Origin of the sequence: Bradyrhizobium rifense, from assembly GCF_008123425.1 — a bacterium.
Classification (GTDB): Bacteria; Pseudomonadota; Alphaproteobacteria; order Rhizobiales; family Xanthobacteraceae; genus Bradyrhizobium; species Bradyrhizobium rifense.
This window is the reverse complement of record NZ_VSSS01000037.1, coordinates 112,230-125,638: the sequence shown is the minus strand read 5'-3', so window position 1 is coordinate 125,638 and position 13,409 is coordinate 112,230. Positions and strand designations below refer to the sequence as shown.

At 57.1% G+C, this 13,409-nt stretch carries 12 protein-coding genes and 1 pseudogene; 5 read left to right on the top strand and 8 right to left on the bottom strand.

Features of this window, described 5'->3' with window-relative positions; genetic code table 11:
• Nucleotides 1–68: 68 nt before the first annotated feature.
• Both panD and bioB read right to left on the bottom strand, forming a co-directional pair.
• Nucleotides 69–431 (bottom strand): aspartate 1-decarboxylase, encoded by a 363-nt coding sequence (gene panD / locus FXB40_RS24565; protein WP_148774750.1) that lies wholly within the window; start codon nucleotides 429–431, stop codon nucleotides 69–71.
• 51 nt (nucleotides 432–482) lie between these two features.
• A complete protein-coding gene (bioB, locus tag FXB40_RS24560; protein WP_148774749.1) occupies nucleotides 483–1,478 on the bottom strand; it encodes a biotin synthase BioB in 996 nt (331 codons plus the stop codon).
• Between the two features lie 201 nt (nucleotides 1,479–1,679).
• Here bioB and FXB40_RS24555 point away from each other — a divergent pair, with 201 nt between their 5' ends.
• The 4 genes from FXB40_RS24555 to FXB40_RS24540 all read left to right on the top strand — a co-directional run bounded on the left by FXB40_RS24555 (nucleotide 1,680) and on the right by FXB40_RS24540 (nucleotide 4,920).
• Nucleotides 1,680–2,324, top strand: coding sequence for a GntR family transcriptional regulator (locus tag FXB40_RS24555; RefSeq protein WP_148774748.1), 645 nt, complete (start codon nucleotides 1,680–1,682; stop codon nucleotides 2,322–2,324).
• Between the two features lie 156 nt (nucleotides 2,325–2,480).
• Nucleotides 2,481–2,840 (top strand): Dabb family protein, encoded by a 360-nt coding sequence (locus FXB40_RS24550; protein ID WP_148774747.1) that lies wholly within the window; start codon nucleotides 2,481–2,483, stop codon nucleotides 2,838–2,840.
• Between the two features lie 116 nt (nucleotides 2,841–2,956).
• Nucleotides 2,957–4,354, top strand: a complete 1,398-nt coding sequence (gene pabB / locus FXB40_RS24545; RefSeq protein ID WP_187437118.1) for an aminodeoxychorismate synthase component I — start codon at nucleotides 2,957–2,959, stop codon at nucleotides 4,352–4,354.
• On the top strand, nucleotides 4,351–4,920 hold the full coding sequence (locus FXB40_RS24540; protein ID WP_148774745.1) for an anthranilate synthase component II: 570 nt from the start codon (nucleotides 4,351–4,353) through the stop codon (nucleotides 4,918–4,920). Before pabB ends, FXB40_RS24540 begins: the two co-directional genes overlap by 4 nt.
• 871 nt (nucleotides 4,921–5,791) lie before the next feature.
• Here FXB40_RS24540 and FXB40_RS50155 read toward each other — a convergent pair.
• The 6 genes and pseudogenes from FXB40_RS50155 to FXB40_RS24505 all read right to left on the bottom strand — a co-directional run.
• Nucleotides 5,792–5,989 (bottom strand): annotated as a pseudogene (locus FXB40_RS50155) (hypothetical protein); the annotation flags it as partial.
• Nucleotides 5,986–6,210, bottom strand: a complete 225-nt coding sequence (locus FXB40_RS24530; RefSeq protein ID WP_148750447.1) for a hypothetical protein — start codon at nucleotides 6,208–6,210, stop codon at nucleotides 5,986–5,988. The pseudogene FXB40_RS50155 and the gene FXB40_RS24530, both read right to left, overlap by 4 nt.
• 20 nt (nucleotides 6,211–6,230) lie before the next feature.
• Complete coding sequence (locus FXB40_RS24525) at nucleotides 6,231–6,443, bottom strand: hypothetical protein (protein WP_246207897.1); 213 nt, start codon at nucleotides 6,441–6,443, stop codon at nucleotides 6,231–6,233.
• 762 nt (nucleotides 6,444–7,205) lie between these two features.
• Nucleotides 7,206–7,907, bottom strand: coding sequence for a hypothetical protein (locus FXB40_RS24515; protein ID WP_148774742.1), 702 nt, complete (start codon nucleotides 7,905–7,907; stop codon nucleotides 7,206–7,208).
• A gap of 471 nt (nucleotides 7,908–8,378) precedes the next feature.
• Nucleotides 8,379–9,752: an HNH endonuclease gene (locus FXB40_RS24510; protein WP_148774741.1), complete on the bottom strand. Its 1,374-nt coding sequence runs from the start codon at nucleotides 9,750–9,752 to the stop codon at nucleotides 8,379–8,381.
• Between the two features lie 653 nt (nucleotides 9,753–10,405).
• Nucleotides 10,406–11,743, bottom strand: coding sequence for a hypothetical protein (locus FXB40_RS24505; protein WP_148774740.1), 1,338 nt, complete (start codon nucleotides 11,741–11,743; stop codon nucleotides 10,406–10,408).
• A 591-nt stretch (nucleotides 11,744–12,334) separates the two neighbouring features.
• On the opposite strand from FXB40_RS24505, the gene trpS reads away from it, so the two are divergent.
• On the top strand, nucleotides 12,335–13,300 hold the full coding sequence (gene trpS, locus FXB40_RS24500; RefSeq protein WP_148774739.1) for a tryptophan--tRNA ligase: 966 nt from the start codon (nucleotides 12,335–12,337) through the stop codon (nucleotides 13,298–13,300).
• Nucleotides 13,301–13,409 lie beyond the last annotated feature (109 nt).

Sequence of the window (13,409 nt, the reverse complement as noted above, 5' to 3'; positions counted from 1 at the left end):
TCGCACAGTAGCGGTCGATCTCGCGAAGGTTCTGATGGTAGGGAGGAGCACAAGCTTCAGCATCGGCTTCATGGCTTAAAACCTGACAAGATGCGATTTTCCCGGTCAACTACCACAACGCTCGGGCTGAACGTTTTTGCTTCCGCCTCATCAAAGGAGGCATATGCAACGATAATAATTTTGTCTCCGGGCATCGCGAGTCGCGCAGCCGCGCCGTTCAAGTCTATGGCGCCCGACGCCCGGGGCGCTTCGATCACATAGGTGCTGAAGCGCGCTCCGGTTTCGATGTTGTAGATTTCGACGCGCTCGTTGATCAGGAATCCTGCCGCGTCCAGCAGCCCACGATCAATCGAAATCGAGCCATCACTGTGCAGATCGGCTTCGGTCACCGAGGCGCGAAAGATTTTGCCTTTCATCAAGGTAATTTGCATTTATCGCCTAAACCGGAGTTTGCGCACAGCGTGCTCGTGGAACTGCTTCAATCAGGCAAGCCCGGACGTGACGCCGAGCCGGTCCAGTAAATTCGCGTCGCGGTCGCGCTGCGGGTTTTTGGTGGTCAACAGCACATCGCCGATGAAGATTGAATTCGCGCCGGCCACAATGCACAGCGCCTGCAGTTCATCGCTCATATACTGCCGTCCAGCGGATAACCGCACGACGCTCTTCGGCATCATGATCCGGGTCGTCGCGACCAGGCGTACCAGTGCGATCGGATCGGGACGCTCCGCGGTGTCATTGACCGGCACGCCCTTGACCTCGTTCCACAGGTTAATCGGCACGCTTTCCGGATGGCTGGGAAGATTGGCGAGTAGCACGAGCATGCCGAGCCGATCCTCGACGCGCTCACCCATGCCGACGATACCGCCACAACAGACCTTGATGCCGGCGTCGCGCACGTGTGCCAGTGTGTCGATGCGGTCCTGCAAGGTGCGGGTGGTGATGATCCTATCGTAGAACTCGGGCGAGGTATCGACGTTGTGATTGTAGAAGTCGAGCCCGGCTTCGGAGAGCTGGGTGGCCTGCTTCGACGTCAGCATGCCGAGCGTGACGCAGGTTTCCATGCCAAGGTCTTTAACAGCGCTGATCGTATCGCAGACCTGATCGAGATCTCGATCTTTCGGACTGCGCCAGGCCGCGGCCATGCAGAAGCGCGTCGCGCCAGCGTCCTTGGCGCACTGGGCGATGGCGACCACTTCCGCGCGATCCATCAGGCGGGTGGCTTTCAGGCCGGTATCGTAGTGCGCGCTCTGCGAGCAATAGCCGCAATCTTCGGGACAGCCACCGGTCTTGATGCTGAGCAGGCTTGCTGTTTCGACGTGGTTTGGATCGAAGTTTTTGCGATGAACGCGCTGCGCCTGCCACATCAGGTCGGCAAACCGCAGGCCATAGAGCGCTTCGGCCTCGGCGCGCTGCCAGTCATGGCGGACCGGCGCGCTGTTGCGCCCGTCATTCCGCTCCACTGCCACGGCAGCAACCATAAGTCTCGCCTTCCTTATAATAGATAATCCGGGCGATTATCTATAATGTGGCCGCCCGTTCCTGCCTGCTTTGCCTCTCCAAACATGAAACATAACCGTATGCCGAGCTCAAAGACCGCGAAAGTCTGCAGGCATTGCAGAAATCCTGCAGAACAAGTGGGGCTTATGCCGATCTTCGAGGTCGGCAATGATAGATAATCTATGATGACTGACGAGAACACGACGATTGCGGTGCGCATTGCGGAGTCAATCGGTGAGCGCATCATCAGCGGCGCGCTGCAGCCAGACGTCAAGCTCCGGCAGGATCATGTCGCGCGGGAATTCAATTCCAGCCACGTCCCGGTGCGCGAGGCTTTTCGGCAACTGGAGGCCCGACATCTTGTCGTCGCTGTGCGCCGTCGCGGTGTGCGGGTTGCCCCGCTCGACACCAATTCAGTGAAGGAGATCGCCGAGATGCGTGCTGCGCTCGAAGTGGTCGCGTTGCGCAATGCGGCTTCAAAGCTCACATCCGCCCATTTGGCACGGATCGAGCTCTCCCTGATTGAAGCAGACAATGCCCAGACCATTCAGGAGGTTGAGACGGCCAACCGCGCCTTTCACCACGCGCTGGTGGCGCCCTGCGCGATGCCGCGCCTGCTCGCGAGCCTCGATGGACTACAGCTTGCAAATTCGCGATCGGTGTTTGCAACGGCGCGCAGTGCAGGCTGGCAACCGCGGTCCAATCAGGATCACCGCCTGATTCTGCGGGCACTGCGCGCACGCAACGTCGATCAAGCCTGTAATCTGCTCGCGCGCCACATTCAAACGATTGAGCACCTTGCCCTTCCCGCGCCTGACCAGGAATGAGATCTGGCGAGGTCAGCTGCAGACAGCAAGCCATCGCGAGTCTGTCAAACGACCGACCGACTTGCCGAGCGACATAACCTGCGACGACAGCGTTGCAGCGGGGTCGATCCCAAGATAGTTATGCGATCTACTTCCGTAATCACCCAACGGCCATCCATGATTCGTCACATCGTTCTATTCACCGCCAAAGATAAGGCCGACATCGACCAAATCATCGAAGGCCTGTCGGTTCTCACCAATATCCCACATGCACGCCGGCTCGAGGTTGCTCGCAATCGCAAGACCGACCAGCTCGACAACGATATCGACGTCGTGGTCTATGGTGAGTTCGATAACGAGACGGAACTCGCAGCCTACAAAGCGCATGAGCTATACCAGGAAGCGATCAGGCGGGTACGACCACTCCGGGAGCTGCGGTTCGCAGCTGACTACAATCTATCAACGGATGCGCGTTTCGCCTCAACGACAGTGATAAGCCAAGTTACTCGGCCCACCGCGTCCACTGGCGGGGGTTAACCTGAAAATCGAATTCAAGAGCTTGCGGGTCCTTGGCGAGCGTCGCTCTCGTTGGGGTAAGGATCACAATCGGAGCGCGTCTCCCAGCACGGCAGTCCTCGGTGACTGACTGGCCGATGCACGTCCGCGAGTTACCGTGGATTGGGCCTGTCACAGCGATGCGATGTCTCGCGCATCGACCGCACCTTACGTTTCTCGATAGCGCAGCAAGGCATGAGTTGCTCGGGCGCTACTCATTTCTGACCTGCGACCCCTTTAGCACCTACATGGTCGCGAACGGACAGGCGAGTTGCAACGGAGAGGCTCTCGAGGGCGATCCATGGGAAGTCCTTCGCACCCTGCTCGCCAAGTATCCGCAAGAGCATCGCCCCGATCTCCCGCCGTTCCAAGGAGGTGCGGCCGGGTTCTTTGGTTACGATCTGAACAGGACTCTGGAGCGATTGCCGGCGCCGGCAATTCCCGGTCAGCGTTTGCCGCAATCCATCCTGCATTTCTATGACGTGGTCATCAGCTTCGACCACCGTGACGACAGATGCTGGATCGTTTCTACCGGATGGCCGGAGCAGGATCCCGCACGTCGCGCCGAGCGCGCACGCTGTCGAGCCGACGAGTTTGCAGCAGCATTGCTTGCGGGCCCAAAGACGTCGTGGAACGACTTCCCCGGCCGAACTGCCGCATGGCATTCGAACTTCAGCCGTGAGGGCTACATTGCGGCGGTACAGCGCGTCATCGACTTGATTCTGGCTGGAGAGGTCTTCCAGGCTAACATTGCGCAGCGCTTCAGCGCCCGCCTGTCGACCTCATTTGATCCTCTTGCCTTCTACTGCCAGCTGCGGTCGTTGAACCCGGCTCCCTTTGCGGCCCTCCTGCGCTACGGCAAGCTCACCATTGCATCGAGCTCGCCGGAACGATTCCTGAGGCTCGACGGACGACAGATCGAAACGCGCCCCATCAAAGGCACGATCGCGCGTTCTGCTGATTCCAAGGAAGACCAGCGTCGCGCTGAAATCCTAGTCACGTCCGAAAAGGACCGTGCCGAGAATACTATGATCGTCGACCTCATGCGCAACGATCTGTCGCGCGTTTGCACTCCGCATTCGATCGACGTTCCAGTGCTGTGCGGCCTCGAATCCTACGCCTCAGTGCACCACCTCGTATCGATCGTTACGGGTGAACTTGCAGACGACCAAGACGCTATTACCCTGCTTCGAGCTTGCTTTCCCGGAGGCTCCATTACAGGGGCGCCAAAGGTGCGATCGATGGAAATCATTGCGGAAATCGAGCGGGCGGCGCGATACGTCTATTGCGGGGCGATTGGCTTTATCAACTTCAACGGGCACATGGACACGAATATCGCGATCCGCACTGTCACGATCGACGACGATCTGGCCGTGTTTCATGCGGGTGGCGGCGTGACGGCGATGTCGGATCCAGAGGCCGAATACGAAGAGATGCTCGGCAAGGCGGAGCGAATCTTTGACGCGTTTCGTGCTGAAACATCCGGTGCATCTTGATTGTCATCATCGACAACTACGACTCCTTCGTCTTCAACATTGCCCGCTATTTCCGCAAGCTTGGTGAAGCAACGGAAGTGATCCGGAACGACGTGGTCGGCGTTAGCGATCTTGTTGGCCTCAAGCCACGCGCAGTAGTTATCTCGCCCGGTCCCTGCGGTCCAGCTGAGGCCGGAATATCCACCGCCGTCGTCCGCGAACTTTCGGGTCAAGTCCCTATTTTAGGCATCTGCCTCGGTCACCAATGCATTGGGAGCGTTTTCGGCGCTCGAGTGGCGCGTGCACGTCGCCCTATGCATGGTCGATCCTCCTACGTAACTCATGATAGCCGAGGGCTATTCAAGGAACTCCCGTCCCCACTTCGCGTCGGGCGCTACCATTCTCTCGTTGTCGAGGTCGATGAGTCATGCGCGTCGCATCTCACGGTGACAGCGCGTTCGGAGGAAGGCGAGGTCATGGCCCTCGCACATCGATATCACCCAACTATTGGTGTGCAGTTCCACCCTGAATCGATACTTACCCAACAAGGGCACGTGCTGCTGCTCAACTTCTTGCGACTCATATAGTCTTCCAGGGGGTGAGGAGCTGAAGTTGCGTCACACGCATGGGCTCCCGGCCTGCTCAGAATCCCGTTCCGAGCGGTTGATCTCTTCGATTTGAGTAGAGCGACGCCGCCGCGTTCGTTCGACGGCACCAAAAGCGTTCAGCATGCCGAGTGTGCCGCCCATCAGGATGGCAAGGAAAGTTGCCGCCGCAGGATCCCGATTGAGAGTGCGCGCCGACAACGATGCGGCTGAGGACGCGCGGCCGAGGTAATTGCTGCCGAGCGGCAGCGCCGAGCACAAGCGCGCGAACAGTCATTGTCGACCGGCGCGCCGATGTTGTGAGGGGCGATGTACGGGACGTGTGATCGCCATCAGGCGGCAACGATGCTAGCGCCGATTCGTGCCTGCGAGCGGACCGCCCCCGGTGCGACCGGGGCGAGCGCTTCGACTGCAGCAATGGTCTGATCAGTTTCAATGATGACCGCGCCTCGGGTCAGATGGGATCCCGGCGATATAGACCAGCAACCCAAGGAAGAGATAGACCGAGCAAAAGATCATGACGCAGACCTGGATGAGCGGTATGTCGCGTGTCGAGACCGGTATCGATCAGACGGTGCCCACAATCGACAGTTTCAGACCGCTCTTGCTCTAACACTTGGCCGCTGGTGGCCCAAGGTCTGGCTTCCTTCAGATGCGTGCGATACGGACCAGCGTTGGCCTCATCACGAAAGCGGCCAACGATTTGAAGGCGGATTGGCAGCCCACTGGTAGTTTGTGCCGAAGCCAGAGCGCTTTGTTCTCGACATGAGGGCTGCTGTACCTGGGGCGAACTCTCTGACGAAACTGGGAGCACTTCTCGAGCAGCAGCGCCAGAACTGCAATTTTTTCTGCCACCGCATGTCAAGCTGATCACGCAGCGCCAGCCCGCCGGGCGTTCTGCCGGATGAAGCTTCATCCACTCGGCGAGCTGCGGCGCACCCATCAGACAGGACTGCATCGAGACGTCGGCGAAGTCCGAGGTGGTCACGGCCTGCTCGTGGCAATTTGCCGGAGAGGAGAGACCGCAGAGCACAGCGATGATCTTGATCACGACTGGAGAGCCCCATCGCTGCGATGGGCATTTGCCCGGATGATCTTGATGGCTTTGGCCACCGTGCGCGGATGCAGGCCTAGCGCGTGGATCACTTCCTTCTTCTTGCAGCCGAGATTACACTCGAGGTAGCCGCGCACACGCTCGACGTTGAATGCCTCCAGCTCCTTGGAGCCGGGGCGCAGGTTCAGCGCTTCAATGGTACAGAATTCGGGGAACATGTTTGAAGCTGCCCACCCGGTCATGCACGCAATTCGCGTTCAGCGGTAGCAGCCGATCGGGCGAATGCCTTGGCCGCATCAACATGCCAAGCTTTCTCAGCACGCCGCTCGTAGTCGTCGGCAAGGGCCTTCAGCTGACCCGCAATCGCTGAGTCGGTCTTGGTTTGGGCTGCGCGGAACAAAGTCCGTGCTGTCTCCAAATATGCCTTGCCTCGCAGTGAGATCTGGACCATCACAAAGCCCTCGCGCGGTTCTCTGGCAGCTGGTTGAAGGTGATCTGGAGCCAGCCCACCCAATTGCGGTCACTTTCCCTGCAAGCTCTGAAGCGATCGACGCACTTCTTGGAACAAAGAGGCGTTCGCCACGAGTTGTGCCGGACGAGACCAAACTTGCCATCACAAACTGCGCATCGCGCGACACTGCCAGATCTAAGATTTTCGGAGCAGTTCGGCATTGTAGTCTCCTCTTGGCTTCATCGCAGCTGTTCGTCGATCATTCCTTTTTTCACGATCGCACTTGATGAGCCTGTGCGCGTTTCCAACGCATGCAGCCTAAGACGATCACGATCAGCAGCTCAATTGAACGTAGGTAATCGTCCGGCATCTAGATGGGTGACGGAACAATACGAAGGTTTAGGGCGCTCCTCCTTAAAGCCGACCACTTCCGCAATGGGTCTTGGTTGTGTGGAAACGGATAGCTCAGAGGCGGCCGTGGTCGACAATCGTTCCAGGCCGCCAATGTTTTCGCTTCGGAGCGTCTAAGTAGCCGGCCAAGGTGGTTAAGCGACGCGCGGCGTCGCCTTTGGCGCACTTCGCCGCCTTCAACTAGCGCGGATGGCTGCAATCAGGCCCGGTTTGCCGACGATGTTCATCGCCCTTGTGAGGTTAAGCGCGATTATAGGAAACGACGATGGCCTCTTGCAGGCCGAGCACGAAGGGATGATCGCAGCAGCGGCGTACGGAGCTTCTAACGACCGAAAGCAGGCTTGTTCAAATCTAGGGCGATTTCGCCTTAGGCGCTTGGGCGGACGCGTCATCCGCCGGTGCCGATGGCGTTTCAAGGAACGGTCGCATTTGTGCCGGCTTGATGGCGATCACAGTGCCCTTAAGGCCAAATTTGTCGTAATAGCCAAACGTACATGTATTGGGGCCGGCCGAAGCGCGCTCCTCCTTTGTGTAGAGGTTTGCGTCCGAGAGTTTGCCGGACAATACCACCGTCTCGCTGGGCTTGATCTCGACGAAGGTCTTGATTCGCTGTTTGGTATCGTAGGTCACGAAAGTGAACAGGTGCCGGCTGGGGCCAGTTTCGTCTCCGGTGCAGACAAAACTGCTCTGCACGCTTGCGAGTGAGTATCCGTTATTGAACAGAATGACGCGCTGTATCTGGATGTATTCGGTGACCTTCTTCACTTGCTGTTCGGTTGGACGGTCATCGAGCCCGACATTGATAATGTCTGGATTAAGCAGATATCCCGTGACCTTTGCATCATCGAGTTTCAAAACAGGCCGAAAGTCGTTCACCCACCCGGCCAAGCTGACGACCAGCGCCGTCAGAGCTGCCGGCAACGTCAGATAGTCGCGCAAGCCGAGAAGACGGCTGAGCCTTGTCGGCTTGACAAGGTTCGCATGACAAACTGGGCACACTTGAGCTTTGTCGGAAATGAGACTGTCGCATTTCGGGCAATTGATATGTGTCAAGGTCTGCTCTCACAGTTCAAGGAATGAAATAGAAAGGATTGGGCATATTGAATTTCATTTCAGAATGACCTTTCGCGAGGACACTTTCCCAGGCGAACGCCTACGTAGCGAACAGAGATGCAGCAATAGTCCCCATGATCTTGGGATGACTTTGGGATGATTTTGGCAAGCATCCTCGTCTCCTCCCCCGCGCTCGCACATCGATACGATCAAAAGTTGCGGCTTTTATGTCGTGCATCTGGTCTCTAGGTGGCCGCCACACGCTTCGAAGCCGTATGATCTGGGTCTCTCACTAAGTGGATGGACTTGTTTGGTGCCGTAGTCTCGCCTGCCGCAGTAATAAATATGGTCCGCATTGAAGCGTGATGAGTCGCTACCGCCTCATGACTGCATATGATCAGATGGCAATGCGACGCCGCACGATGCGGCGTTGACCCGCAATTAGGACGACGCAGGTTGCGATAAGACATCCTATGCGCCTTTATCGCGAACCGCGCGCAGGCGCGCGGCGATTTCCTCGCCGGACACAGTCTCCACATAAGGTAGGCCGAGCGCATGCAATGCGAACCGGTGCCCGATTTCGGCAATGATCTCCTGCCAAAGTCGAGGGTCCTTGAACAGCTCGTGTTCGCCGACAATGCCGCGCTTTGTGAAAACAGCATCGATAATGCGACTTAACTCGCGCTCTCGTTGCGTTTCGACGTGATGTCGCAACGCGCCTTCAAGACGTTCGCGAGCCCGTTTCAGCTCGTCGGTATAGTCGGGGCTGTCGAGCCATGCGAAGTCGATTTCAACCTCGTCGGCAATCGTGTCGGACCACTCCGCCGGCTCGAGCGGATTCGAAACCAGCGCGATGCGCGCGTTCGGCGTGCCGCCGGTTTCGGCCAGGACGATGTGCCAGCTTATAACGTTGTAGAGCGTAAAATGAGCAACGACGCGTCCCGACTCATTGCTGCGGACGTAAATGAGATTGAAGAACTTGCCGAAGCGGCGCACCAGCTCTGTCGCTTCCGGCAAATAGCGCGAATCGAGATGCGCGCGCGTCAGGTTGAAAGCCTCATCTCCATCCGTGATGAACCGGCGGACGTCGTCGTATTGCGGCAATTTGACTTCGTCGCTGCCGGTGAGAGTCGCCCATAGCACCAGGGCCGATTTTGCGGCGGAACGAACCGCTATTGGTCCTCCAAATCCGAGTGCGTGATGGACGGTTTCCGGCCGACGTTCGACGTAAGAGCCGGTGGTTGATTTCAAGATCTGAAATACCTGCTCCTCAGTACAGCGAAGTTGCGCGGCAATGTGCGGAACGTATGGCTCTATTTCCTCGACTGATTTGGTCGTGATCAGAAGCTCGAAACCTCCGTTTTCGAGCTTGCGGATTGAGAACGGTTTCGCAACTAGCTCGGGTGTGCCGTCATTCATCAGATTGATGACGTCGCCGCCGGACTGGATCTTTCGCAGCATCGTCGGTTCGCCGCCTGTACCCGAGTCGAGCTGGAGCATATTGCGCAGGACGGCGACCTGCTTGCCGACCTCGTTGTCGATTGTGCTTCCGAATTTCCCATTGCACATTGAGCAATCGACGCGCCTGGTCGTTTTGCGTCCTCCAAGTGCATTGAGCAGGATATGCTCAGGCTTGGTGCCCTCGGTTAGTTCATTGTCGCAGAAAATGCACGTTGCCACTTGCTCGCCCCGCAATTTAAGCGCCTGCACGTCGGCTTCCCGGACCTTCTGAAGCGGTGGCGGTTCGTTCTGCGCCGCCTTTAGCTGGACGCTTGAGCCGGAGCGTAAAGCTTCCCTTTTCGCCCAACTTGGCAACAAAAGACCAATCCGACCTTCGGCCGTCAATTTTCAGCTCGATGTCGAGTGAATCAACCTCGAACCAGCCAATTGCCTCAGGCATGTTGAGTGATTCCTTCAAAGATAAATCACCTTTTTGATTTGAGGCTTGACTGTAATTTTGGCACCGGGATTTCGCGGGCTGAATCGCCCATGATTACGTCGTCCCGCCCGCCCATCTTGTTGTTGTCTGGGTCTTTTGGCGTCCTTGACGGGTATATTCTCGTGGCTGATAACGAGTACCGAGGGCATGTTATTCTCCTCAAATTGTTACTTGCGGCATTCTAAGCTCTTCGTGGACGTGATAGTCGGCGCGCTAAGCGGATCACTGCATCCGCGTCGAGAAGATCTTCGAAATAACATGCGCGAAATCCCGAAACCCTTGAGCGCGTTCCTGTCAATCTCGCAGCCGGTGACGCCTTCGACTAGGTAGGTCATTGTTGTCCGCTCAACATAACCGATGTCTTGTCGAGTTCCACCACATCATGAGCCGTATTGGACGGCTCAGCTCCATCTGATACTTGCCTTTGCATCGTCGGTTAGCGCCAGAGAAATTCGTTGTAACAAGGTCTTTCGGTGGATGGAGGACCAGCCATTTATTTCGTCCACCTTGGCGGGTCTCCTCAATTTGACTGGAGCTCACCGCGCCTCTAGCCGATCTATCACGCAATTCGCCCATTGCTTCGGTCGAGTACGGCCTCGAGGCTGTTTAGCTCTGTATCGTTGCCGCAGTCCTTGAGTATGTTCGGAAATTGCTCCCGCATGGGCTTGGACAGCACCCAACCCAGTGGTGGCACGATCGGTGCATTGCCGTTTTCCGAGACCTCGCACATGGCTAAGTGTGAAAAATGAGGTTCGGCGCGCGCTCGGCTCCACCTTTGAATTGGTGCTGGATCCTGAGTGTTGGTAACCGGAGCAAGCAAGTTGAGTCCTTTGGACTGCAACTTGGCTTCAACGCGTGAGAGTTCCCGCTCGTCGCACACGGAAGCCGCTAGTTCAGCTGCCGCCAAGGTACCGTGAGCCTCGCGGACCGCCGTCACGCCTAGCAGAGGTGCTGCCAGCTCATTCAGATACGCTACAACGAAGCCCTCGCCATCGTTCTTCTCCCAGCGGCCGGTCTTCGCGTTCCAACCACTGTCCCTGAACTGCAGGAAATCCGACGTTGTCGCCGCCCCAACGGCAGGCATGCTGGTGGTCAACACGCACCCCAGCTTTTCGTCTTCGCGTATTCTCACTCGTGTACGCTCTTTGGTGAGAGTCGGGTCGCTGCTGATCTGCAGAACGATGAGCCTGACAGCCCCGACGCCTCTCTTTGCTTCGATCTGCGCGCGGGCTTCCCTAGCCAACTCCAAGGCGGTTACCGCACCGTAATTCTCGAAATAGCCGCCATCGATAACGTAGCCGCGGTTCGTCTCGCCGGAAAGGAAACTGGCCCCTCCCTTTGGTTCGAGCTTTCCAGCCGGCGACACATATGTGAATCTGGCGCTATTGTGGGCTGCCGTGCTCGCGCGTATATCTGACCCAAGGAGATCAAGTTCGTCGAATGTATCGAGAAAGACATCACGTTCAATCTTGAGATTGCTGGCAATTATGCGGCGTCCTGTTTCCTGATGCGTAGCGTTCAGAAGAAGCGAGGGTGTCCAGCGCTTGCTCGCGCTATTGATATCCGGAAAGAAGCTCAGGAATGAGTGAGCAAGATAGCCAGAACTGCCTTTTTCTAACGAGCGCTCGAGGGCTGTGCCGCGATCTGGCTGGCCGAGATCTGGGAGAAAATTTGAGGGGCCATCGACGAAAACCAGACTTGCAATGGCACCGGCCAGAAAATCGGATTTCAGGAATTCCGTCGCTTTAGCTTGGCTGCCGAACGCTGATCGGCCATGCAGAGCTGCCACGTATTCCATCGCGCCAACGCTTCCTCCGGAGACTCCGCTTATGGCGAAGATCAATTCCTCAAGGTTTTCACCGCGCGCCTTGAGATCGGCCTCAAGACGTTCGAGCACAGTAAAGGCCGCTATTGAAGGCTACCGATCCCTCGCCGAAATGGTCATAGGCGCCTGTCGCCGGCGATGCCATAGACAATCCGCAAGTCGGTGCGCGTCCTGAGGAAACCGATTACGATGTCGCCAAGCTCGATTTGCATTCGGTGCGGCCACGACAAAAAATGGCACTTTCTCAGAATCAAGCGACTCTTGTGGCTTACAACCGTCCAATCGCGTGCGGCTGTGCGGCTCCTCTCTTCTTGAACGTTGTGCTCGATACAACATAACCCGAATACTCGGAAAATTCGAAAATTCACCGTACCGGCATGGAAATCCCTTTTTCGTGGCCGGTATGATCTTTGGGTTGAACGCGAGGTGAGATTAGCCAATCCGGCTCACCGCTCCTTAATTTCTTCGTACGAAGCCCGATCGCTTGGAGTGCGCCCTGGGAGGCTTCTGGTTGAGCTTGGTCGCAACCTTGGACACGCTGATGGCGATTCCCCAGGTAAAAGTGATTAATACCTTCCCGCTTGTCATGCGGGACTTCGATCCTGTCGCCAAGCAGATCGCTCGGGACCCGGCCTGCGGAGTCTGTCGAGGCGAAAGGTTGACATGAGAGTATTGACGGGCATTCAGAGTTCTGGAAAACCGCATCTCGGTAACATTATTGGCGCCGTGCTGCCGGCGCTTGCCGATGGTCAGCAGAGCGGCAATCCAGCCTTCCATTTTATCGCCGACCTGCATTCGCTGACGACCTCACGGGAGGGCGCGCTCCGGCGCGAGAATACTTCCAGCGTCGCGGCAGCGTGGCTTGCCTTTGGGTGTGACCCCAACAAGGATGTTCTTTATCGCCAGTCCCGCGCTCCGGCGGTGACCGAACTTACGTGGTACCTGTCCTGCTTTACGCCAGATGGCTTGTTGGCGCGTGCCCACTCCTTCAAGGACAAATCTAGTAATCTGTCCGACGTGAACGCCGGGCTTTTCATTTATCCGGTGCTGATGGCGGCCGATATCCTCCTCTATCAGGCGTCGCGCATTCCTGTCGGAAAAGACCAGAAACAGCACATCGAGATCACCCGCGATATCGCGAAGGTTTTCAACAACCACTACGGCCAGACCTTTGTCTTGCCCGAGCCGGTCATCAGGGAAGAGATCATGACAATACCTGGCCTCGACGGGCGCAAGATGAGCAAATCTTACAACAACTACATCGATATTTTCCAAAGCGATAAAGGGCTAAAACAGGTCATCTGCCGTATCGTGACCGATAGCACGCCGGTCAACGAACCAAAAAACCCCGATCAGTGCTCCGTATTTGCTCTCTATCGCGCGGTGGCCAGTGAACAGGAGACCGTCGATATGCGAGAGCAATATCTCGCGGGCCGAATCGGTTATGGCGCTGCTAAAGATCAGTTGTACAAAATGCTGCTGAGCAAGTTTGGCGATCAGCGCGAACGCTATTCGACGCTGATGAGCCGTCCCAAAATCATCGAAGAAGCACTGCAGGCAGGCGAGACGAAGGCGCGAGCAGTAGCGCAAGAAACGATCGTTGCGGTGCGAGATCACCTCGGCTTCTAGGCTAAAGCCTTTCCGAGAGAACTATCCGTATTCGAAATCGCGCCTTTGCGGCCTGCACTCTAGCTATGCATAAGCGCCGGCTCATCGGCGTACCAATCCGGCTGTAACC

Excerpts from the sequence above, each read along its gene's own strand:
- FXB40_RS24550 (WP_148774747.1), top strand. The coding sequence starts at position 2,481 with ATGATTCGTCACATCGTTCTATTCACCGCCAAAGATAAGGCCGACATC.
- bioB (WP_148774749.1), bottom strand. The coding sequence starts at position 1,478 with ATGGTTGCTGCCGTGGCAGTGGAGCGGAATGACGGGCGCAACAGCGCG.
- FXB40_RS24530 (WP_148750447.1), bottom strand. The coding sequence starts at position 6,210 with ATGTTCCCCGAATTCTGTACCATTGAAGCGCTGAACCTGCGCCCCGGC.
- pabB (WP_187437118.1), top strand. The coding sequence starts at position 2,957 with ATGCACGTCCGCGAGTTACCGTGGATTGGGCCTGTCACAGCGATGCGA.
- trpS (WP_148774739.1), top strand. The coding sequence starts at position 12,335 with ATGAGAGTATTGACGGGCATTCAGAGTTCTGGAAAACCGCATCTCGGT.
- panD (WP_148774750.1), bottom strand. The coding sequence starts at position 431 with ATGCAAATTACCTTGATGAAAGGCAAAATCTTTCGCGCCTCGGTGACC.
- FXB40_RS24525 (WP_246207897.1), bottom strand. The coding sequence starts at position 6,443 with ATGGTCCAGATCTCACTGCGAGGCAAGGCATATTTGGAGACAGCACGG.
- FXB40_RS24555 (WP_148774748.1), top strand. The coding sequence starts at position 1,680 with ATGATGACTGACGAGAACACGACGATTGCGGTGCGCATTGCGGAGTCA.